The organism is Cellulomonas sp. NTE-D12 (assembly GCF_027923705.1).
In the GTDB taxonomy this organism is placed as follows: Bacteria; Actinomycetota; Actinomycetes; order Actinomycetales; family Cellulomonadaceae; genus Cellulomonas.
The window spans coordinates 823652-846258 of record NZ_AP026442.1; the positions used below are offsets into that span (position 1 = coordinate 823652).

The 22607-nt window shown below is 75.3% G+C and carries 15 protein-coding genes; 8 read left to right on the plus strand and 7 right to left on the minus strand.

Features of this window, described 5'->3' with window-relative positions; all coding sequences use genetic code 11:
• Window positions 1-21: 21 nt before the first annotated feature.
• The gene (locus QMF98_RS03840) at window positions 22-1170 is read right to left on the minus strand and encodes an oxidoreductase (RefSeq protein WP_337974750.1); all 1149 of its coding nucleotides are present in this window, start codon (window positions 1168-1170) and stop codon (window positions 22-24) included.
• Between the two features lie 240 nt (window positions 1171-1410).
• Here QMF98_RS03840 and QMF98_RS03845 point away from each other — a divergent pair, with 240 nt between their 5' ends.
• Window positions 1411-2253 carry an NAD-dependent epimerase/dehydratase family protein gene (locus tag QMF98_RS03845; protein WP_337974751.1) on the plus strand — a complete coding sequence of 281 codons (843 nt, stop codon included), beginning with the start codon at window positions 1411-1413 and terminating at the stop codon, window positions 2251-2253.
• Window positions 2254-2261: 8 nt separating this feature from the next.
• Here the strand turns inward: QMF98_RS03845 and QMF98_RS03850 are convergent, their stop codons facing one another.
• Together QMF98_RS03850 and QMF98_RS03855 are read right to left on the minus strand one after the other, a co-directional pair.
• Window positions 2262-3017: a rhomboid-like protein gene (locus tag QMF98_RS03850; protein WP_337974752.1), complete on the minus strand. Its 756-nt coding sequence runs from the start codon at window positions 3015-3017 to the stop codon at window positions 2262-2264.
• Entirely contained in the window at window positions 3011-3751 is a 741-nt protein-coding gene (locus QMF98_RS03855) for a TetR/AcrR family transcriptional regulator (RefSeq protein ID WP_337974753.1), read from the minus strand. Before QMF98_RS03855 ends, QMF98_RS03850 begins: the two co-directional genes overlap by 7 nt.
• 100 nt (window positions 3752-3851) lie before the next feature.
• Here QMF98_RS03855 and QMF98_RS03860 point away from each other — a divergent pair, with 100 nt between their 5' ends.
• A complete protein-coding gene (locus tag QMF98_RS03860) occupies window positions 3852-6797 on the plus strand; it encodes an MMPL family transporter (protein ID WP_337974754.1) in 2946 nt (981 codons plus the stop codon).
• Between the two features lies 1 nt (window position 6798).
• Complete coding sequence (locus tag QMF98_RS03865; RefSeq protein WP_337974755.1) at window positions 6799-9186, plus strand: YhgE/Pip domain-containing protein; 2388 nt, start codon at window positions 6799-6801, stop codon at window positions 9184-9186.
• A 94-nt stretch (window positions 9187-9280) separates the two neighbouring features.
• Here QMF98_RS03865 and QMF98_RS03870 read toward each other — a convergent pair whose 3' ends face one another.
• Window positions 9281-10612: an MFS transporter gene (locus tag QMF98_RS03870; protein WP_337974756.1), complete on the minus strand. Its 1332-nt coding sequence runs from the start codon at window positions 10610-10612 to the stop codon at window positions 9281-9283.
• 340 nt (window positions 10613-10952) lie between these two features.
• Between QMF98_RS03870 and QMF98_RS03875 the strand changes: the two genes are divergently transcribed.
• Window positions 10953-15536 (plus strand): PDDEXK-like endonuclease domain-containing protein, encoded by a 4584-nt coding sequence (locus QMF98_RS03875; RefSeq protein WP_337974757.1) that lies wholly within the window; start codon window positions 10953-10955, stop codon window positions 15534-15536.
• Between the two features lie 40 nt (window positions 15537-15576).
• On the plus strand, window positions 15577-15900 hold the full coding sequence (locus tag QMF98_RS03880; protein WP_337974758.1) for a hypothetical protein: 324 nt from the start codon (window positions 15577-15579) through the stop codon (window positions 15898-15900).
• A gap of 14 nt (window positions 15901-15914) precedes the next feature.
• Here the strand turns inward: QMF98_RS03880 and QMF98_RS03885 are convergent, their stop codons facing one another.
• Together QMF98_RS03885 and QMF98_RS03890 are read right to left on the minus strand one after the other, a co-directional pair.
• Window positions 15915-16598, minus strand: coding sequence for an SAF domain-containing protein (locus QMF98_RS03885; protein WP_337974759.1), 684 nt, complete (start codon window positions 16596-16598; stop codon window positions 15915-15917).
• Between the two features lie 215 nt (window positions 16599-16813).
• On the minus strand, window positions 16814-17203 hold the full coding sequence (locus tag QMF98_RS03890) for an FmdB family zinc ribbon protein (RefSeq protein WP_337974760.1): 390 nt from the start codon (window positions 17201-17203) through the stop codon (window positions 16814-16816).
• 150 nt (window positions 17204-17353) lie between these two features.
• Between QMF98_RS03890 and QMF98_RS03895 the strand changes: the two genes are divergently transcribed.
• A complete protein-coding gene (locus tag QMF98_RS03895; RefSeq protein ID WP_337974761.1) occupies window positions 17354-19921 on the plus strand; it encodes a penicillin acylase family protein in 2568 nt (855 codons plus the stop codon).
• On the opposite strand, the gene QMF98_RS03900 is transcribed toward QMF98_RS03895, so the two are convergent.
• Window positions 19899-20555, minus strand: coding sequence for a 5-formyltetrahydrofolate cyclo-ligase (locus tag QMF98_RS03900; protein WP_291763533.1), 657 nt, complete (start codon window positions 20553-20555; stop codon window positions 19899-19901). The genes QMF98_RS03895 and QMF98_RS03900 overlap by 23 nt on opposite strands.
• A 122-nt stretch (window positions 20556-20677) precedes the next feature.
• Between QMF98_RS03900 and QMF98_RS03905 the strand changes: the two genes are divergently transcribed.
• Entirely contained in the window at window positions 20678-21916 is a 1239-nt protein-coding gene (locus QMF98_RS03905; RefSeq protein ID WP_337974762.1) for a molybdopterin molybdotransferase MoeA, read from the plus strand.
• Entirely contained in the window at window positions 21916-22524 is a 609-nt protein-coding gene (locus QMF98_RS03910; protein ID WP_337974763.1) for a GNAT family N-acetyltransferase, read from the plus strand. The genes QMF98_RS03905 and QMF98_RS03910 overlap by 1 nt, the downstream gene beginning before the upstream one ends.
• Window positions 22525-22607 lie beyond the last annotated feature (83 nt).

Genomic DNA, 22607 nt, shown 5'->3' on the forward strand with positions numbered 1-22607 from the left:
GCTGTGAGCCGGGCGTCGACGTCAGTCGAGCACGCCCTCCAGGCCCTTCTCGTACGGGCGGATGTCGGCGGCCCGGCCCGCACCGACCTTCTTCACCCAGTGCGCGTCGGCCAGCACCGCGCGGCCCAGGCCGACCAGGTCGAGCTCGCCCCGCTCCAGCTCCTCGACCAGCGGCGCGAGGCTGAGGGTCTCCTGGCCCTCGGTCTCCGCTCCCATGAACGGCGCGGAGACGCCCACCGAGCCGAGGGCGATCACCGGCCGGCCGGTCAGCTCCTTGGTCCAGCCGGCGAGGGTGCGGCCCGACCCCTCGAAGGCGGGCAGCCAGTAGCGGCGGGTGGAGACGTGGAACAGGTCGACGCCGGCTTCCGTCAGCGGGACCAGCACCTGTGCCAGCTCGTCGGGCGTCGTCGCGATGCTCGCGTCGTAGTGCCCGCCCTTCCACTGCGAGAAGCGGAAGCTGATCGGGTACCCGGGGCCGACGGCGTCACGGATGGCCGCCACCACCTCGGCGGCGAGGCGGACCCGGTTGGCGGCCGGGCCGCCGTAGGAGTCGGTGCGCTGGTTGGTCCGCTCCCACAGGAACTGGTCCAGCAGGTAGCCGTGGGCGCCGTGCACCTCGACGCCGTCGAACCCGACCGTCTTGGCGTCCGCGGCCGCGCGCGCGAACGCGTCGACGACGGCGGCGATGGTGGCGGTGCTGGCCGGTTCACCCACGGTGCGTCCGGCGGCGTCGATGCCCGACGGGCTCACCACGGGGGCTGCCGGCACCGGGTCGCAGCCGGCCCGACGCGTCGCGCCGAGGTGCCACAGCTGGGGGAAGATGCGCGCGCCCTGCGCGTGCACGCCTTCGACGACGGCGCGCCACCCGGCCAGCGCACGCTCGCCGTACAGGTGCGGCACGCGGGACGAGCTGCCGGCCGACGGCTCGTCGACGTAGGTGCCCTCGGTCACGATCAGGCCGAGCGACGCCGCGCGGCGGGCGTAGTACGCGGCGACGTCGGCGCCGGGCACGCCCTCGGGGGAGAACGCCCGGGTCATCGGCGCCATGACGAAGCGGTTGCGCAGCGTCAGCCCGGGAACCGGCTCGACCGGGGTGAACAGGGGCCCGGGGTCGACGCCGTCCAGCAGGGTGCTGACCAGGGCGGACGGGTGGGACTGCAGCTGGGTCACGAGAGGTCCTTCGGACTCGAGAGGCGCCGGTGGGCCGGCGCGGGTCGTTCTGCCGCGGGCGCGGCCCGCGGATGGTGCTGGCTGGGCGACGCTAGTCCACGTCCGGGGCGGATCGGCCGCACGGTGCCGTCGCGGGGTGTGAGGTGCGTCTCAGCCACCACCCCGGCCGGGGCGGGGGACGGGTCGCGGCCCAGCCGGCTGCCCGGGCGGACGTCGGTGGGCGGTGCTTGGATCGCTGCCGTGAGGATCACGGTGACAGGCGCATGGGGCAAGGCGGGTCGCGCGGTGGTGGCGGACCTGCTGGAGCACGGCTACGAGGTGGTGGCCACCGACCTGGCGGGGGTGGCGGGGGAGAACGAGGAGCTGGGCACCGACCTGGTGGTCGCCGACCTGACCGACTACGGCCAGGCGCTCGAGGTGCTCGCGGGTTCGGACGCCGTCGTCCACCTGGGCAACATCCCGGCACCGGGCCGCGCCACCGGGCCGGAGACGCTCAACCGGAACACGGCGGCCAACTCCAACGTGTTCCTCGCGGCGGCCCGCCTCGGGCTGAGCAAGGTGGTGTGGGCCTCGAGCGAGACGACGCTCGGCCTGCCGTTCGACGTCCCGCCGCGTTACGCACCGGTCGACGAGGCGCACTTCCCCGTACCGACCAGCACGTATGCCCTGTCGAAGGTGCTCGGTGAGCAGACCGCCGAGCACGTGGCGGCGTGGTCGGGCATCCCCTTCGTCGGGCTGCGGCTGTCCAACATCCACCGTCCGGAGGACTACGCGCGGGTGCCGGGGTACTGGAGCGACCTCGGCTCCCGCCGCTGGAACCTGTGGGGCTACGTGGACGTGCGGGACGTCGCCGCCGCCTGCCGGCTGGGCATCGAGCGGCCGACCACCGGATCGCAGAACGTGATCATCGCGGCGGCCGACACGATCATGAACACGCCCTCGGCGGAGCTGATGGCGGCCGTGTTCCCCGAGGTGCCGCTGACCCGGCCGCTGGAGGGGTTCGAGACGCTCCTGGCGATCGACGCCGCCCGTGACCTGCTCGGCTACGCCCCCGCGCACTCGTGGCGCCACCACGTGGGCTGACGGGTCGGTCAGTCGGTCGGGCTGCCCGCCGGGACGGCGTCCTCGAGCACCAGCCGCTCGTCGACCAGCGAGTCGGCCACCAGCTCGTCGAGCGGCGGCTCCGCCTCGGCCGTCGGGTCCACCGCCGCCGGGGCGAGCCGGTAGGCGGCCAGGCCGGTCAGCAGCGCCACCAGGTGCCCGAGGTCGGTGAACGTCACGGGCGGGTGCCCCGGCGCCCAGAACGGGAACGTGAAGTCGGCCAGCGCCACGGTGACGTAGAGCGCCTGCCAGCGCGGCGGGAACCGGTGCGCCAGGATCCCGAGGGCCCCGGCCATCGCGTAGCTGACGCCGTAGTCGAGCACCACCTCGGCGCTGGCCGGCGCCAGCCCGTGCGCCACCTGAATCGCCACCACGCCCTGGCTGATCAGCGTTCCGACCACGTGGGCGCCGAACAGCACGGCGAACCAGCGAACGGTGCCCAGCCACCGCTCGACCGTCCAGCTGACGCTCCCCAGCACCAGCAGCAGCCACCACACCGCGTGGCCGTCCCACAGCGCGGAGTCGACCAGCACGCGCACGGGCTGGTGCGACAGGTTGGTCAGGTTGGTCGAGGCGGCCAGCAGCCGGTCGCCGAGCTGCTGGTCGCTCAGCTCCTCGCCGAGCACGCCGGTGACCACCAGGGCCGTGAGCCACAGCAGGGTCCCGGGCACGCGGAGCAGACCGCCGAGCACGGTGGCGACGGTCGGCGGCCGAGCGGCGAGCCGAGCCCGCAGGGAGCTCAGCACGTCGCGTCGGCGCGCACGGGGACGTCCGTCGCAGCCGGGTGCAGGTCGGTTCGGCGGCCGGGACCGCCGTCGGGAGCGGCCACCGGCCGCGTCAGCACGAGCACCAGCCGCACCATCGTGTCGCGCGCCTCCGGCTCCTCGTGCAGGGAACGGCCTGCGCGGATCGCTCGCTGCAGCATGTCCTGGTAGAGGTCGCCCAGCAGCCGGACGGCCACCCCGTCGGGCAGGACGAACCGCCGACCGGCCAGGTCGAGCGCGCGCCCGACGATCGCGAGGAGCGAGGTCTCGAACGCCTCCTCGTGCGCGGCGAACGCCCCGGCGACCTCAGGGTCGCGCAGCGACATCAGCCTGAACTCGTGGTCGATCAGGCACCAGGTCCGGTCGTCCAGCGGACCGGTGAAGAAGTCCAGCATCAGGTCGCCCAGACCGGCCTCGTCGATCGGGCCCGTCACCGCCTCGAGCCGCGGCCGGAGCCGGTCGACCTTCAGGGCGAGTGCGGCGAGCTGCAGGCTGTGCTGGCGCTCCATCAGGGCGGCGAACAGCTCCTCCTTCGTCGTGAAGTTGGAGTAGAAGGCGCCGCGCGTGAACCCTGCACGCTCGCAGACCTCCTCGACGGTGCTGGCGTGCACACCCTGCTCGGCGAACACCTCGTAGGCAGCGTCGAGCAGCCGGTCGCGCGTGCGCTGCCGGCGGGGGGTCAGCAGGACGTCGGCGGGGGTCGAGATGAGGGTCACCTCCAGCGGGCGTTTGGCGTGGAGCCAGTCTATCCAATACGTTGATGTATCGGATACATCGGCGTATCGATCCCTGCTCACCCGCCACCCAGGAGCCGTCGTGTCCTCGTTGCTCTACCGGCTCGGCCGCTGGTCGTTCGGCGCCCGCGTGCGCGTGGTCCTGGCCTGGCTCGCGATCCTCCTGCTGGCCCTGGGCGGCGCGAAGCTGCTGTCGAAGGGCACCGACAACACCTTCTCCATCCCGGGTACCGAGTCCGGCACCGCGATGGACGCGCTGAAGCACACGTTCCCGCAGGTCAGCGGCTCAACGGCGCGACTCGTGGTCGTCGCGCCGCCCGGCATGACGGTGCGGGACGACGCCGTGCGCAAGCCGGTCGAGGACGCGGTGACCACGCTCAAGACCATCAGCCAGGTCTCCGCCGTCAGCGACCCGTTCGGCACCCAGGTGACCGGCGGCGTGTCCGACGACGGGTCCGCCGCGGTGGTCACCGTGCAGATGGACGGCCAGAGCATCACCATCACGGACGCCACCCGCTCGGCGTTGATCGCCGAGGAGAGCGCGCTGCGCGCAGCACTGCCGGCCGGCTCGACGGCCGAGCTCGGCGGCGACATCTTCTCGGTGCGGCTGCCCACCGTCAGCTCGACAGAGGCGCTCGGCGTGCTGGTCGCGCTCGGCGTGCTGGTGGTGACCTTCGGCTCGTTCCTCGCCGCCGGCATGCCGCTGGTGACGGCGCTGCTGGGCGTCGGCATCTCCACGCTGGGCATCTCGATCGCGACGCGGTTCGCGACCATCTCCTCGACCACCCCGATGCTGGCGCTGATGCTCGGACTGGCCGTCGGCATCGACTACGCGCTGTTCATCGTGTCCCGGCACCAGTCGCAGCTGCGCGCCGGCATCGAGGCGCGCGAGTCGGTGGCGCGAGCGTTGGCCACAGCCGGGTCCGCCGTCGTGTTCGCCGGGCTGACGGTGATGATCGCGCTGGTGGGGCTCGCCGTGGCCGGCATCCCGTTCCTCACCGTGATGGGGGTGGCGGCCGCCGTCGCCGTGGGGCTCGCGGTGCTGATCGCGCTGACGCTGACGCCGGCGCTGCTCGGCTTCGCCGGCGACCGGGTGCGGCCCGGGTACCGACGGGAGCGGCGTGCCGCGCGGCGCGCGGCCAGGGCCGGCGCGACGGCGGGCGCGCCGGCGACGGAAGGGGCGACCAGCCACGGGACGACGGCCGACCGGACGACGACGGACGGCGCGGCCGCCGACCGGAGCACGGTGGCCCCTGCGGCCGCGCCCGGCCGGGCCGCCCACGCCGCGGCCCCCGAGCAGTCGGTCGCCGGCGAGCAGCCCGTCGCCACCGCGCACCTGGCCGGCGAGCAGGTGCACCAGAACCGCTTCTTCCTCGGCTGGGTGCGGGCCGTCACCCGCTTCCCGATCGTCACCATCCTGCTGGTCGTCATCGGCCTGGGTGCCGTCGCGCTGCCCGCCCTGGACCTGCGGCTGGCCCTGCCGGACGCCGGCACGCAGCCGAAGGACTCCCGCGGCCGGATCACCTACGACCTGCTTGCGGAGCACTTCGGTCCCGGCTACAACGGCCCGCTGATCGTGACGGGCACCATCGTCGGGTCCACGGACCCGCTGGGCCTGATGGCGAACCTGAAGAAGGAGATCGAGGCGCTGCCGGGCGTGGCCTCCGTCCCGCTCGCGACGCCCAACCAGGACGCGACCACGGGGATCGTCCAGGTGGTCCCCACCGGCGGGCCGGACTCGCAGGCGACCAAGGACCTGGTCGCGGCGATCCGCGCCAAGCACGACTACTTCCGCAGCACGTACGGCGTGGACCTGTCCGTCACCGGGGTCACCGCGGTGCAGATCGACATCTCCGACCGGCTGGGCCGGGCCCTGCTGCCGTTCGGCCTCCTGGTGGTCGGCCTCTCGTTCGTGCTGCTCACCATGGTGTTCCGGTCGCTGTGGGTGCCGCTGAAGGCGACGGCGGGGTACCTGCTCTCCGTGGTGGCCGCGTTCGGCGTGGTCGCGATGGTGTTCGAGAAGGGCTGGGGCGCCAGCCTGCTGGGCCTGGACCGGACGATGCCGGTGATCAGCTTCATGCCGATCGTGCTGATGGGCGTGCTGTTCGGCCTGGCGATGGACTACGAGGTGTTCCTCGTCTCCCGGATGCGGGAGGACTACGTGCACGGCGGGGACGCGCGCGCCGCGGTGCGCAGCGGGTTCACCGCCTCGGCCGTGGTGGTCACCGCCGCCGCGACCATCATGTTCTCGGTGTTCGCCGCCTTCGTCCCCGAAGGTGACGTCAACATCAAGCCGATCGCGCTGGGCCTGGCGGCCGGGGTGTTCGTGGACGCCTTCGTCGTCCGCATGACCCTCGTTCCCGCGGTGCTCCAGCTGCTCGGCGACCGGGCCTGGCACATGCCGCGCTGGCTCGACCGGGTGCTGCCGAGCTTCGACGTCGAGGGCGAGGGGCTCGCCTCCGAGCTCGCGCTGGCCCAGTGGCCGGAGCCGGGTGCCGACGACGCGGTGGCGGCCGCCGGGCTGCGGCTGGACCGGCCGGACGGGTGGCCGCTGTACGACGGCGTCTCCGTCCGGCTCGCCACCGGCGGTGCGCTCGTCGTCGCCGGACCGCACCGCAGCGGCCGCACCGCCTTGCTGCTCACCATCGCCGGCCGCGCGCACGCCGACGCGGGGACGCTCAAGGTGGCCGGTCTGGTCGCACCGGTGCGGGCCCGGGACATCCGTCGCGCCGTCGCGTTCGCCCGGCTGGCGCGAGCGACCGACCCGGTGGACGAGCTGCGCCAGGCGTTCGCGGCCCGCACGCCCGTCGTCGCGATCGACGACCTCGACGCCGTCGGCGACCCGGTGCTCCGCAGGGCGGTGCACGACGAGCTCGCGTTCGAGCTGCGCACGGCCGCCGGGGAGGGTCGCCCGCTGTCCCTGGTCGTCAGCGCGCAGACGGTCGACGCCGTCGGCGGGCTGCTGCCGATGCCGCCCACCGCCACGGTCACGCTGGCCGCCGCCCCCGAGCTTGCGAAGGTGCTCTGAGATGTCGAACCCCCTCGACGCCCTGCTGCGGCCGGAACGTGCCCGGACCAGCGGCCGCGCCACCTGGTTCACCGTGCTCGGCCTGGTGCTGGTGCCGCTGACGATCGGCGGGCTGCTGACCTGGGCGCTGTGGCAGCCCACCCAGCGGCTCAACCGGGTGCAGGCCGCGGTGGTGAACCTCGACACGCCCGTGACGATCAAGGGTCAGACGGTGCCGCTCGGCCGGCAGCTCGCCGCGGGGCTCGTCACGTCCGACGGGGCGTCGAGCCCCGCGCCGGGCGCCACCGGGACGCCGTCGCCGGCCGCCACCGCGAACCCGACGCCGAGCGCCTCCGCCACGCCGGGCGCCGTGGTCAGGAACGTCTCCGGCTCCGACTCGTCGGGCAACTTCACGTGGGTGGTCACCAACGCCGACGACGCCGCCGCCGGGCTCGCCGACGGCCGGTTCGCCACCGTGGTCACCATCCCGTCGAACTTCTCCGCGGCCGCCACGTCGACCGCCGACGCCGCCCACGCTGTGCGCGCCACCATCGACGTCAAGGTCTCCGACCGGTCCAAGATCGCCGACTCGGCCGTCGCGCAGGCGGTGACCAGCACCGCGGTGCGGGTCCTCGGCCAGCAGCTGACCACGGCGTACCTGCAGAACGTGCTGGTCGGGTTCAGCACGCTGCACGACAAGCTCGGCGAGGCGTCCGACGGTGCCACCAAGCTGGCGACGGGTGCGCAGAGCCTGTCCACCGGCGCGCAGCAGCTGGCGTCCGGCGCCGGCCAGGTGGGCACCGGGGCACAGTCGCTCGCCTCCGGGACGGCGCAGCTGGCGACGGGGATCGGCGCGCTGCAGACCGGTGCGGGCTCGCTGTCCGGCGGTGCCACCTCGCTGGCGTCGGGTGTGCGGCAGGTGTCGGGCGGGGCGTCGTCGCTGGCGTCCGGGCTGGACCAGCTCGCGGCGCAGACGTCGTCCGCCGCGGCGACCGCCAAGGAGGCCGTGCCGGGTGCTCAGGCGTTCGCGTCGGGGCTGCAGCAGCTGTCCGACGGGGTGAACGGGCCGACCGGGCTCGCGGCCGGGGCGTCGTCGCTGTCGACCGGGGCAGCGGGCCTCCAGTCGGGCTTCTCCGGGTTCCTGACCCAGCTCAGCGGTTGGGCGTCGACGTGCGCGAGCAGCACCGACCCGGTCGCCCGGGCCACGGCGTGCCAGACGCTGCAGGGTGCGATCGCCGCCCAGCAGAGCACGACGCCGCCGGCGACCGGCCAGCAGCCGTCCCTGACGTACTCGATCGGTGCTCTCGCGCAAGGGGCGGCGGGACTCGACGCTGCCCTCAACACCGGGGTCGGCGGCCAGCCCGCCCTGAAGACCAGCGTCCAGCAGCTGGCCGCGGGCGGCACGCAGCTCGCGGACGGTGCGGGGGCGTCCGCCAGCGGTCTGCAGACGATCGCCGGCTACCTCCAGCAGTCCGCGTCTGGCGCCCACCAGCTCGCATCGGGTGCCGCGCAGGCCGCGTCGGGTGCGTCGTCCCTGGCCAGCGGTGCGTCCCAGCTCTCCGCCGGTGCGGGCAAGGCCGCGGGGGCCGCCGGCCAGGTGTCGTCGGGCGCGAGCGCGCTCGCCTCGGGGGCGCAGCAGGTGTCCTCGGGTGCGGGACAGCTGGGCTCGGGTGCCGGCAGCCTCGGCACCGGCGCCAGCAGCCTCGCAACGGGCCTCGGGCAGGCGGCGTCGCAGCTGCCCACGCAGACGAGCGACCAGGCCAAGGCGCTGGCCGACGTCGTGGCCGACCCGGTGTCGACCACCGGCGCCAGCACCGAGCTGTTCGGCTCGAGCATCGTCCCGTTCCTCCTGGCGGTGGCCCTGTGGCTCGGCGGGCTCGCCACGTTCCTGGTGCTCGGCGCCTGGCCGGCGCGGGCGCTGGGCTCCACCCGCTCGTCGCTGGCGCTGGCGCTGCGCGCCTTCGCGCCGGGTGCGCTGATCGGCGTGGTGCAGGGCGTCCTGCTGACCGTCGCGATGGCCGGTGCGCTGCACCTGTCGCCCGGCCGGTGGGTCGCGCTCGGCGGCACAGCCGCGCTGGCCGGTGTCGCGTTCGCCGCGGTGAACCAGGGGCTGGTGGCGCTGCTGCGCGGCGTGGGCCGGTTCGCCTCGGTGGTGATCGCGGTGGTCGCGCTGGCCACCGTCGTGGTGTCCACCGTGCCGGCCGTGCTCGAGTCGCTGTTCGGGCTGCTGCCGCCGGCACCGGCGCTCTCGGCGATGCAGGCCGTGACCACCGGGTCGGGCAGCATCGCGGGACCCGTCGCGCTGCTGGTCGTGTGGACGGTGGTCGGCATCGGCCTGACGGTGTCCGCGATCGCGCGGCACCGTGTGGTGCCCGCCGGTCAGCTGGCGCGCTGGGCACGCGCCGCCTGAGCACACCGTCGGGCTCGCCGGGCGCGTCGACCCGGGGGCCGACGCCCCGCACGCTCAGCCGCGCGGAGGCGCCGCGTCTCCTCGAGCGGCCGGCTCAGCCGCGCCGGTCCCGGCGTCGGCGGTCCCACGCCTCACGCAACGGCGGCACCACGACGCCGCGAGCCGCCATCTCGGCGCGCGTGCGCGTGCGGGTGACCAGGACGCCGGCCAGCGAGACCGCCCACGGCACGGCGACGAGCGCGAGGCCGGCGCGGTAGTCGCCGAGGGTGTAGTGGCCGCCGGGGTTGCGGGCGTCGAGCACGATGCCGACGCCGAGCATCACCAGCACGCCGGCGATGAAGCCGCCCGCGTTGGCCAGGCCCTGCGCGCTGCCGAGCCGCTCCGGCGGGTTGGAGGTGGCGGCGAAGTCCAGGCCGATCACCGACGCGGGGCCGCCCAGCGAGATCAGGACGACGAAGGCCACCAGCACGGCGAACGGCCGCGGCGTGCTGGGCACCAGCACCAGCAGCCAGCCCGCGGCGACGCCACCCGCCACCACGAGCACGGCCCACGAGCGCCGCAGGGGGTGCCGTGCGGTGAACTCGCCGATCAGCGGCCCGGCGACGATGGCGACCAGCACGTTCAGCGCCAGCATCGAGCTCGCCTTGGTCGGGCTCAGCCCCTGTCCCTGCACCAGGAAGGGGTAGCCCCACATCAGGCCGAACACGTTGATGCTGAAACCGCCGAGCATGTGCGACCAGAAGCCGAGCCAGGTGCCGTGGGCGCGCAGCGTCGGCACCAACCCGGCCGCGGTCCCGGACCGGGACATCGGCGCGGACGTGCCGGCCGGCCGGTCCCGGACGCCGAGCACCGCTGCGACGACGCCGAGCCCGCCGAGGCCGGCGAGCGCGCCGAACGCCGGCTCCCACCCGTACCGGTGCAGCAGGAACGCGAAGGGGATGGCGGAGACGATCTGACCGAGCTGGCCGGCGATGCCGGTCAGCTGGGTGAGCAGCGGCACGAGCCGCCGGGGGAACCACGCGGCGACCAGCCGGACGGCCGAGACGAAGATCATCGAGTCGCCCGCACCGATCAGCACCCGGGCCGCCAGCGCGGTGGGCACCCCGTGGCTCAGCGTCATGCCGAGCTGGCCCACCGCCATGGTCACCGAACCGGTGGTGAGCAGCGCGCGGGGTCCGAACCGGTCGAGCGCGATGCCGACCGGCACCTGCGCGGCCGCGTAGACGCTGAGCTGGATCACCACGAACAGCGACAGCACCGTGGCGGCCACCCCGAACCGGCTCTGCGCCGCCAGCCCCGCGACACCGAACGACGAGCGGTGCGCCACGGCCACCACGTAGACCAGCAGACCGGCCGACCAGACGAGCCACGCGCGGCCCCTGCCGACGGTGGACCTGGCACCTGCAGCTGGTACGGACCCGGCCACGACCCACCCTCGTCTCGGAACGCGCCATGGTACCCAGCGGCCGGCGTCGTCCCCGGGGGAGGGCGTGCAACCGAACGATTCGGATGCATGGATCTCACCCGCACTGGACATTTGACCAACTGGCGCCCCGGGGCGCACACTCGTCCCTGACGGTGCGCATCGCCTGCCCCCTGCGCGGTGCGCACCGTCTCTCACGTCCGAAGAGCGGGACGGGCCCGGCAGCCCGTCCCGCTCTTCGCGTCTCCGGGCCCTGGACCCGCGCAGTCTCACCCGTTCCGGCGCCCGCACGCGGTCGGCGTGCCACCGCAGCGGGCCGCAGGCGCCGGGCTACCGTGCCAGCGTGACCGTTCCCGCGCGCACCCCCGGCACGGGCGCCGTTCCCGTCACCGGGCGGCCCGACGCAACCGACGGCTCCGCGGAGCCCTCGGTGGCCCTGGTCGCACCCCCGTCGCCCACCGAGCTGGTCGAGGGTGCCGTCGCGACGTGGCGCGCGGCGCTGGTGGACTCCGCAGGCGGCTCGACCCTGGTGGACGTCGAGGAGCTGGGCGACGCGGCTCTGGACCTGTCCGCCGCGCACCCCTCCGGGATGGCTCAGCTGTTCGCCGGACGCTCGACGCGGCTGTCCAACCTGGTGCGCGAGGGTGCCGCCCTGGCCGTCGCACGCCGTCGCGCCCGGGCGGTCAGCGCCCGCGCCTCCGTCTACGGCCAGCACTACGGCATCGCCGCGACGTCGCTGGCCATCGGCATCGCCACCTGGACCGAGCGCTCGGCACGTGACGTCGCGAACGACGACGTGGCCGCCCTGGCGGCCGTCACCCGCCGCATCCCGATCGCCGAGCGCACCGGCGGAGCCCGGCCGTCGACGGCCGAGCCGGCCGACGCGGCGACCACCGAACCGCCGCGGCCCCGCGTGGTGCGCGCGCCCGTGCTGCTCCGGCCGGTGACGCTGACCGCCCGCGGCGCGGGGGAGGCGGACTACGAGCTCACCCTCGAGCCGACGGTCGACGTCAACCCGGTGCTGGCCCGGGCGCTGCGAGCCCGCGGTGCCCTGCTCGACCCGGGCGCCGTCGCACGCGGCACCTTCGCCAACGGCGGCTTCGACCCCCGTGGCGCCCTGCACCGGCTGACGTCCCTCGGCGAGGCGGTGCTCGAGGGGTTCACGCTGACCGAGCGTGTGGTGGTCGGCACGTTCGTGCACCCCGGTCAGGTGCTGGTCGACGACCTCGACGCGCTGGCCGGCACCCTCGACCGGCACGAGCTGGTGGCGGCGCTCGCGGGGGTGGACGAGGACACGGCTCGGCTGCAGCGGCCGTTGCCGGCGCAGGTGCCGGGGGACCGGGACCCGCAGCTGGACCGCGGCGTCGGCGACCTCGACCCCGACCAGCAGCACGTGCTCGACGTCGTGGCCACCGGCGCCCACCTCTTCGTCGACGCCCCTGCGGGGGCCGACGTCACCGGCACGGTCGCGGCGCTCGTCGCCGACGCGGCTGCCACCGGCCGCAGCGTGCTGTACGTGCCCGGCCACCGCCGCGCGGCCGCTGCCCTGGGCCAGCGGCTGGCCGAGGTCGGTGCCGGCGACCTGCTGCTCGACGTGGCACCCGAGGCCGGCTGGCGCACCTCCGTCGCCCACCGGCTGCTGGCCGCCATGACGCTCGAGCCGCCGGCCGTCGACGGTGCCGCGGCACGGGAGCTGTCCGACGCCCTCGTGGAGCACCGGGAAGCGCTGCGCGGGTACGTCCGCGGTCTGCACGCGCCCCGCCAGCCGTGGGGCGTCTCCGCGTACGACGCGCTGCAGCACCTCGCTCGGCTGACCTCCAGCCGTCCGGCTCCGCGCACCACCGTCCGCCTGGCCCCCGAGGTCGCGCGCCTCCTGGACGCCGACGCCCGGGCGGCGAGCGGCACCGCGCTGGCGCGGGCCGCCGAGCTCGGGGCGTTCACGCTCCGACCCGGCGACACCCCCTGGTTCGGCGCCGACGTGCGCACCCCCGCCGATGCGCAGGTGGTGCTGCACCGTCTGGACCGGCTGCTGGACGGCACGTTGCCAGGAGTGCTGGAGCGCGCGGGGCAGGTGGCGGCCGAGACCGGGCTGACCCCGCCGGCCACCCTGGGCGCGTGGGGTGAGCAGCTGCGGATGCTCGACGAGGTCCGTGCCGCGCTCGACGTGTTCCAGCCGCTCGTCTTCGAGCGCACCGCTGCGGACCTGGTCGCCGCGACCGCCACCAAGCAGTGGCGCGAGGAGCGCGGCATCGAGATGGGCTACTGGCTGCGCCGTCGCCTGCGCAAGCAGGCCAAGGACATGCTGCGGCCCGGGCGGCCGGTCGCGGACCTGCACGCCGAGCTGATCGCCGTGCAGCGCCGCCGCGAGCTGTGGCAGACGCACTGCCCCGCCGGTGGGTGGCCGCGGCTGCCCGACGGTCTGGAGCTGGTCGAGGAGGAGTACGCCGCGGTCCGGGCCGACCTGGACGCGCTCGAGCGGGTGCTGGCCGGGACACCGGCCGGCGGGGGACTGCTCGACCTGCCCATCTCCGCCCTGGTGGAGCGGCTCGGCCGGTTGCGTGCCACCTCGGACGCGCTCGACAGCCTGCCCGAGCGGACGTCGCTGATCGCCGGCCTGCGCGGCGCCGGCCTCGGCGAGCTGGTGGACGACCTCTCCGCGCGTCGCGTCAGCGCGGACCTCGCGCCGACCGAGCTGGACCTGGCGTGGTGGAGCACCGTCTTCGAGCAGATCCTGGCGGCAGACCCGGCACTGGCCGGCTACGACGGCGCCACCCTCGGTGCGCTGTCCGCCCGGTACGCCGAGCTGGACCGCGCCCACGTCGCCGCTCTCGCGGCACCCGTCCGGGCGGCCGTCGTCGGCCAGATGAGCGCGGCGCTGCGCAGCTACCGCGACCAGGCCGAGGCGCTGTTCGGCGAGCTGGTCGAGGACCGGCTGACCTCGCTGCGCGACGCCGTGGTGCGGTTCCCTGACGTCGCCCGGCGGCTGCGGCCGGTGCTGGCCGCGAGCCCCATGCTGGTGCCGCAGGTGCTGCCGCCGACCCGCACCGTCGACCTGGTGGTGCTGGACGCCGTCGGGCACCTGCCGGTCGAGGCGACTCTCGCCGCGATCGGGCGCGGGCGTCAGGTGGTCGTCGTCGGCGACGCGCGGTGCGCCTCCGGGAGCGCCCTGCGCGAGCTGTCGCGCGTGCTGCCGTCCGTCGCCCTGCGCGCCGACGCCAGTCGTCGCGACCCCTGGCTCACCGCCTTCCTGGCGGGCCACGGCTACGCCGGCGTGCTGAGCCCGACGCCGCTGCCGGACGCGACGCCCCTGGTCGGCCTGCACCTCGTGGATGGCACGGCTCTGCCGGACGTCGAGTCGGGCATCGTCGACTCCACGCCGGAGGAGGTGCAGGCCGTCGTCGAGCTGGTGGTCGAGCACGCGCTGAGCCGGCCGGAGGAGTCGCTCGCGGTGGTCACCGTGACGCCGCGGCATGCGGACGCCATCCGCGAGGTGGTGATGTCCGAGGCGCGCGACAACCCGGCGCTGGCGGCGTTCTTCGGATCGGGCCGCCCGGAGCCCTTCGTGGTGGTGGACCTGGTGAACGTGGCCGGCCTTCGCCGTGAGGCCGTGATCCTGTCCGTCGGGCTGGGCCGCACCCCGCACCGGCGGGTGCTGCACTCGTTCGGCGCCGTCAGCGCTCCGGGCGGTGACGGGCTGCTGCTCGACGCCCTCGGCTCGGGGCGGCACCGGCTCACCGTCGTGTCCTGCTTCGCCGCCGCCGACCTCGACCCCGAGCGGGTCCGGGGTGCCGGACCGCACCTGCTCGCCGACCTGCTGGCGTTCGCGGACGCGCGCGGTCGGCGGGAGGCGGACCCGCTGGTGCCGTTCGGCGGCGCGCGGGTCGGGGACGACGAGGGCGCGGCGGTCGTGGCCGCCGACGAGGAGCACGGCAGCTCCGACGACGGTGGACCGACCGGCTCCGAGCCCGGAGCGGTCGGTGCCGAGAAGGGCGGTGCCGCAGACGAGCCGTCCGGCGACGCCGACCGGCTGGTGCTGGACCTGGCCGAGCGGCTGTGGCGGCACGGCCTGGTGGTCGAGGTCGACCACGGGCTGCCCGGCGGCGTCCGGCTGCCCCTGGCCGTCGGCCACCCGGCCGTGCCGGACCGGCTGCTGGTCGCCGTGCTGACGGACGACGAGGCCTACGTCGACGAGCCGAGCGTGCGGGTCCGTGACCGGCTGGTGCCCGAGCGGCTCGAACGCCTCGGCTGGTCGGTGCTGCGGGTGTGGTCCGCGGCCGCCTTCCTCGACCCGCAGGCCGAGGTGGACCGGATCCGTCGCGCCGTCCACGCCGCGCTGCCGGTCCCGGAGCAGCTGCCCACGTCCCCGCGGGTCGTGCCGGCCGTGCGTGACCAGGACGACGAGCCCGCGGAGCTGGCACCTGCGCCCACCGCGCCCGTCCCGGCGCCCGCGACGGGCGTCGACGACGCGGACCAGGGCGAGCCCGCAGCGCCCGTGACCGGCAGGGACGATGCAGCGGACCAGGCGCCGGCAGCGCACGAGGCTCCGGAGGAGGCTTCTGCGTCGGCCACGGCCGAACGGACTCCGGCCATCGAGCTTCCCCAGCCGTTCAGCCCGGACGGCACCGCACCGCGCACGGCGCCCGTCCGGGTCAGGACCGGTGTGCTGCACGCCGTGCCGGCAGCCACTCCGGTGCAGCTGGCGCTTGCCGTACCGAGCCGGCCTCGGCCGGACATCCGGCGCGGGCTGCCGATCGGCGCCTACAGCGACGACGAGCTGGACGAGCTGGTCGACTGGCTGCGCTCCGACGGCCAGGAGCGGAGCCGTGACGAGCTCGGTGACGCCCTGCGGGCCGAGCTGGGCATCACCCGACGAAACCACCGGATCGACACGGCGGTCCGCGCCGCGGTGACCCGCGCTCTGAGCTGACGGTCACGGCCGCCGTCACGGCGGGTGGGATCATCGACGGGTGGAGCAGCGACGGCGGACGGGCGGCCGCCGTGCCGTGCGCCCCGCCGGGACCGTCGGAGGCGACGAGCGGTGGCTGAGGTCCACCGTCCCGGCGCCGGCGGTGACATCGTCGGGTGCCCCGCCGGACCGGTCCACGGCAGTCCCGTCCACGGCGGACCCGTCCACGGTGGAGATGGCCACGGCGGAGACGGCCACGGTGGAGGCGGCCGCGGAACCGGCCCTGCCGCGGAGGTCGCTCGACGACAGCGACCTCGGTTGGGGTGACCGCGCGGACGACTCCAACGACGAACGGTTGCAGCAGAACCGTCCTCCGCACTGGTAGGCCGCGTCACCGCGTCACGGCACCACGACGGCTGACAGGTCGGCCGTCCCGGCCGCGCCGGCCAGTGCGGCCGCCTCCTCCGGCTGGACGGCGAGCATCAGCGGTACGGACGCCGACGCCTCACCCGAACCGCCGAGCAGCCCTGAGCCACGGTCCTGAGCCGCCGGCGCAGGGAGGACGAGCGCGCCCCTCGCGACCGCGCTGCCCGGCCCGGCCTGCGCCGAGGCGGCCAGCACGTCGACCCGGTCGCCGGGCTGCAGCAGCGTCGCGACGGCACCGTCCGCAAGGCGGACGGCGGCGACCACGGTGCCCGGTGGACCGGTCAACCGGCCGCCGGTCAGCACCCCGGGGACCAGCGGCAGGCCGGCCGGCACCGGTACGGCCGTGCGCTGACCGACCACCGAGGCATGCCCGGCGGCCCGGGCACCCGCCACCGCGGTGTCCGGGGGGACCGCCGCAGTCCGCACGTCGGCATCCGTCAGGACGGTGCCGGCCGGTACGTCGTGCGCCGCGACCAGCACGTCGACGGTGGCCGGTGGCTCCGGGCGGAGCTGACCGACCGCCACCGCCGCCGCGAGACCGAGCGCCACCGCGGCGAACGGGACGCGCGCCCGCCACAGCAGGATGCGCAGGCGCCGCCGCCAGGGCGGCCGGCGGAAGGTCAGTGCGGGTGGCGGTGGCAGGACTCGACGGGGCACGCGGCGACGCTAGGCGGAGCCGGTTGCGGTGCGGTGTGCAGGTGGCCGCCGTGCGACGGTGGCGGCCGCCAGGCGGGCTGTGGGTCGCTCGCTCCAGGTGCTCCGTGCTGGGCCGGCCGGGCGGTGGTCCGTCGGTCCGGCAGCGGTGCCGTCGGCCGGGACGTGGCGCCGCCGGTCAGGCCGCCGTCCCGCCGGTCAGGCCGTGCGGCCGAGGGTCACGCTGAGGCGGCCTTCGCCGTGCTGGACGTGCTGGACGTGCTGGACGGCGCGGGCGACGACGAGGCGCCGCCCGTCGAGCCACCGCTCGACGTCGTCGTTCCCGCCGAGGACGAGCCGCTGCCGGAGTCGGAACCGGCCGACGCGGAGCTGCCACCGGCCGACGCCCCGGCGCTCACCGGCTCCTTCGTCGTGCGTCCGCCCTTGCCGCCCGTCCGCGCGTCGTTGCGGTAGAAGCCGGAGCCCTTGAACACCACGCCGACCGGCGAGAACACCTTGCGCAGCTTCCCGGAGCACTCGGGGCACACGGTGAGGGCCTCGTCGCTGAACGACTGGTGGATGTCGAAGGCGTGGCCGCAGGCGGTGCAGGTGTAGGCGTACGTGGGCACTGGCTCGTCTCCCGGGGTCGAGGTCCCGATGGGAATGTGTCACCGACGGTCTCGGTGACACCCAGCAGAGCGCAGATCTGGCACTCCGCATTCCCGAGTGCCAGATTCTACCCCGGGTCGCCGAGCACGCCCGCGGGCTAACCTGCCCACGTGGCCCGTCCTCGAGTCGTCCGCACGGCACTCGTGACCGTCGCGGCGATCGTCGTGCTGGTGCTCGTGGCCGTGGTGGTCGGCGGCGTCGTGGTGCTGCGCCGACCGCTGCCCACGTCGTCGGGCACGCTCTCGCTGCCCGGGCTGACCAGGCCGGTCACCGTCACCCGGGACGCGCGCGGCGTGCCGACCATCACCGCGACCAGCGCGACGGACCTGTTCCGGGCGCAGGGCTTCGTCGCGGCGCAGGACCGGTTCTTCCAGATGGACTACCGCCGGCACGTCACGGCAGGCCGGCTGTCGGAGCTGGTCGGCGCGGACGCGCGTGCGCTCGAGGCCGACAAGGTGGTGCGGACGCTCGGCTGGCACCGTGTAGCCGAGCAGGAGTGGGGTCTGCTGGACGCGACGACCCAGTCGTACCTGACCGCGTACGCCGAGGGCGTGAACTCCTACCTCGCCAGCCGGGACCCGGGTTCGATCGCCGTGGAGTACACCGTGCTGGGGCTGCGCGTGCAGGTCGCGCAGCCCGAGCCGTGGCAGCCGGTGGACTCGCTCGCGTGGCTGAAGGCGATGGCGTGGGACCTGCGCAGCAACTACGAGGACGAGCTCGGACGGGCCCGGGCCTACCGCACCATCGGCGACGTCGGGAAGGTCGACGAGCTCTTCCCGCCGTACCCGCAGCAGCAGAACGCCCCGATCCTGCCCTCAGGTGGCGACGCGACCGTGGTCCCCGCGGTGGCACGCGCGCAGCTGCCGCTCGGCGACGGTCAGGCGCAGGACGCGTTCGCCGCGGCGGACCGGGCGCTGACGGCGGTCCCCGTGCTGCTCGGCACGGGCGCCGCCACGGGGTCCAACTCGTGGGCGGTGTCTGGTGCGCACACCGCCTCGGGCAAGCCGATCCTGGCGAACGACCCGCACCTCGAGCTGACCGCGCCGGGCATCTGGTCCCAGGTGGGCCTGCGCTGCCAGCAGGTGAGCGCGGACTGCCCGTTCGACGTCTCCGGGTTCGGTTTCGCCGGGATGCCGGGCGTGGTGATCGGTCACGACGCGCGGCTGGCGTGGGGCCTGACCAACATGGGCGCGGACGTGACCGACCTGTTCCTCGAGCGCGTCGACGACCGCTCCGGGACCCAGCTGGTGAACGGCGCGCAGGTGCCGCTGCAGGTGCGGCACGAGACGATCCGGGTCAACGGCGGCAACGACGTGGACCTCGTCGTCCGCACGACGACGCACGGCCCGATCATCTCCGACGTGCTCGACCTGTCCGGAGCCACGTCGGCGCCGACGCCCGACCGGTCGACCTCCGCCTTCCAGGTGTCGCTCGGCTGGACGGCCAGCACGCCGGGCCGGACGGCGGAGGCGATCTTCCGCCTCGACGCCGCCGCCACGGCTGCCGACGTCGCGGCCGCCGCCGCGCTGTTCGACGTACCGGCGCAGAACATCGTCTTCGCCACCACCGACGGGCACATCGGCTACCAGGCGCCGGGTCGGATCCCCATCCGCGAGACCGTGCCCGGTGACGTGCCGTCCGACGGCTCCTGGCCGCGCCCGGGCTGGGACAGCGCCTACGACTGGCAGGGCTGGGTGCCGTCGGCGCAGCTGCCGCACGTGCTCGACCCACCCGAGGGCTTCGTCGTCGCGGCCAACCAGGCGGTGCTCCCGCAGGGCACCGGTCCGTTCCTGACCGCCGACTACGACATGGGCTACCGCTCGCAGCGCATCCGCACCCTGCTGACCCAGCAGATCGCCGCCGGCAAGAAGATCGACATCGCCTCGACGCAGGCCGTGCAGGACGACACGCACAGCCCGATGGCCGACGTGCTGCTGCCGGCACTGCTCAAGGTCGACCTCGGCTCGGGCTTCGAGGCCGACGGCCAGCGCCTGCTGCGCACCTGGGACGGTTCGATGTCCTCGGACTCGGCCGCCGCCGCGTACTTCGCCGCGGTCTGGAACAACGTGCTGCGCCTGACCTTCGCCGACGACCTGCCCGACCACGACGCGCCGACCAACGACTCCCGCTGGATCGAGGTGATGCGGCACGTCGTCGACGCCCCCGACTCGCCGTGGTGGGACGACCGCTCCACCCTCGGCGTCGTCGAGGGGCGCGACGGGGTGCTGCGCAACGCGATGATCGCCGCACGGCAGCAGCTGACCGCGCAGCTGGGGGTGCGGGCGGACGAGTGGCGGTGGGGACTGCTGCACCAGGTGCGGCTGGAGCACCCGCTGCTCGGCGGTGCCGGTCAGCCAGGGGTGCTCCGCGGGGCGGTCAACCCGGCGGCGCAGCAGGTCGGCGGCGGCTCGTCGTCGGTCGACGCGACCGGCTGGGACCCGTCGACCGGGGGGTTCGCCGTCACCGCCGGCCCGTCGATGCGCATGGTGGTCGACCTGGCGGACCTGGACTCCTCGACGTGGGTCGACCTGACCGGCACCTCAGGGCATCCGGCCAGCCCGCACTACTCCGACCAGCTGTCCACCTGGGCCGCCGGGCGGCAGTTCCCGTGGCCGTTCTCGGCGGCCGCCACGCAGGCGGACGCGAGGTCGCGGCTCACGCTGCAGCCGTCGGCCTGACGAACCAGCGGGTACCGGTCGGCGTCGCGACCCCGTCCACCCGGCGGTCGTGCGCTGCGCGGGGGATCGGCTCGACGTCCGCGTCGTGCACCTCGTCGGCGTAGGTGAGCGCGATGACGGCGGCGTCCGGGCGCGCGTGCGCCAGCGCCCGGTCGTACCAGCCGCCGCCCTGGCCCAGCCGGTTGCCGTCGGTGTCCACCGCGAGCGCCGGCACCAGCACCACGTCGGCCTCGGCGAGCGCCTGCGCGCCGAGGGAGGGGCCGCTCGGCTCCGGCGGTCGCCCGGGCGCCCGCTCCAGAAGGTCGTCGGCTCCCGCGTAGTCCGCCCAGTCGCGCTGCAGACCCGTGCCCAGCACGGGCAGCAGCACCCGGACGCCCCGCTGCTCCAGCAGCTCGAGCAGCGGGCCGGTGCTGGGCTCGCCCGGCCGGGCGGCGTACAGCGACACGCAGCGTGCCGCATCGACCGCCGGGATGGCGACCACCACCTCGGCCAGCGCGCGCGCGTCCTCCTCGCGGTGCCGGGCGGACCGGTGAGCGCGCGCGGTGCGGATCCGCAGGCGCCAACGCTCCTTGAGCTGTTCGATCTCGTCCTCGTCCTCCGGCACGTGCAGTCCGGGCGAGGCGGCGTTGCTCATGACGACAGTGTCCCAAACCTGCGGCCGGACGAGTGACACCGCGCGGCGTCCCAGCCGTCGATCACCTGCGGTACCGGCGGTGGGCACCGGGGCGAGGTCGGACGCGGGGCAGAATGCCCCGCATGAGATCGGTCCAGGACCAGCTGGCTGCCGTGATGTCCGCGGTGGGACCGGTCGCCCCGCTCGACGTGGTGCTGCACGACGCGATGGGCGCCATCCTCGCCGAGGACGTCGCGGCGACGGTGTCCGTGCCGCCCGTGGCGGTGGCGGCGCTCGACGGGTACGCGGTGGCAGCCGCCGACGTGGCCCCCGGCGGGTCGGCGCTGCCCGTGGCGGTGGACCTGCGGGCGGCGTCCGTGCCGGGGCTGCGGCACGTCCAGGGGCAGGCGATACGGGTCGCGTCCGGCGCGCCGCTGCCGTGGGGAGCCGATGCGGTGGTGCCCGTCGAGGCGTCCGACCGGGGCACCGCGACCGTGCAGCTGGCGGGTGGCGTGCGGCCCGGGCAGCACGTGCGGCTGACGGGGGCCGACGTGCCGGCCGGCCAGGTGGTGCTGCGAGCGGGCACGCGGCTCGGTGCGCGGCAGCTGGCGCTCGCCGCGGCGATGGGACGCGGCCGGCTGCGGGTGCACCCGACGCCCCGCGTGGTGCTGCTGGCGGTGGGGGACGAGCTGGTCGAGCCGCCGACCAAGGGGCCGGCACCGACGTCGGCCGGGGACGGCCGCGTGTTCGAGGCCGACGGGCACGGGCTGGAGGCCGCGGTGCGGGACGCCGGCGCGCACGCCGTCCGCGTCGGGGTGCTGCCGGACGACCGCGCGCTCCTGCGCGAGGCGCTCGAGGACCAGCTGGTCCGTGCCGACCTGGTGCTGATCGCCGGCGGGCTGTCCGAGCTGGTGCACGACCCGGTCAAGGACGTGCTGGCCACGCTCGGCGGCGTCCGGCTGGACCACGTGGCCATGACGCCGGGCCCGCGGCACGCCTTCGGGTCGGTGGGCGGTGAGCTAGGGCGCGACCGGTCGATCCCGCTGTTCGCGCTGCCGGGTCACCCCGTGGCGGCGCAGGTGGCGTTCGAGGTGTTCGTCCGGCCGGCGCTGCGGCAGATGGCGGGGCACACCGAGGTGTTCCGTCCGTCGGTCGCCGCCGCCGTCGACACGGGGTGGACGTCGCCCCCCGGGCTGCGCCAGTTCGTGCCGGCCACCGTGCTCGGCGCCCCGGAGGAGGGGTACCGTGCCACGCCGCTGGGTGATCCGGCGGCTCCGTCGATCCTCGGTCTGGCGCAGGCGAACGCCCTGGCCGTGGTGCCGGAGGCGGACGTCGTCGTGCACCGCGGACAGGTGGTGCACTGCATGGTCCTGGAGGGTTGATGGCACCGGGGTGGCCGGCCGTGCTGACCGAGGGCGACGTGCGGCTGCGGCCGATGCGGCGTTCCGACCAGCGGGCCTGGATGAACCTGCGCGCGGTGAACGCCGGCTGGCTCGAACCGTGGGACGCGACCAGCCCCGTGCCGGTCCAGGGACCGCGGCCGACGTTCGGGCAGTTCGTCCGGTCGCTGTCCGCACAGGCACGGGAGGGGTCGGCGCTGCCGTTCGCGGTCGACTACGCCGGTGAGCTGGTGGGGCAGCTGACGGTCTCGTCGATCATCTACGGCTCCCTGCGCTCGGCGGCCATCGGCTACTGGGTGTCCGAGCACGTCGCCGGTCGGGGGATCACGCCGACCGCCGTCGCGCTGGCCACCGACCACTGCTTCACCGAGCTGGGCCTGCACCGCGTCGAGGTGAACATCCGGCCCGAGAACGGGCCGTCGCTGCGCGTGGTCGAGAAGCTGGGCCTGCGCGACGAGGGCCTGCGCAAGCGGTACCTGCACATCCGCGGCTCGTGGGCCGACCACCGCACGTTCGCCCTGACGGTGGAGGAGGTGCCCGACGGGCTGCTGGGGCGCTGGCGCCGCTACCAGGCGGCGCACCCGCGCTGACTGGCCCCGACGCGGGCCCCGACACGGGCACCGACCTGGCGCCGACACGCCGCCCGCGTGCCCGGCCGTCACGCGAGGGCCCC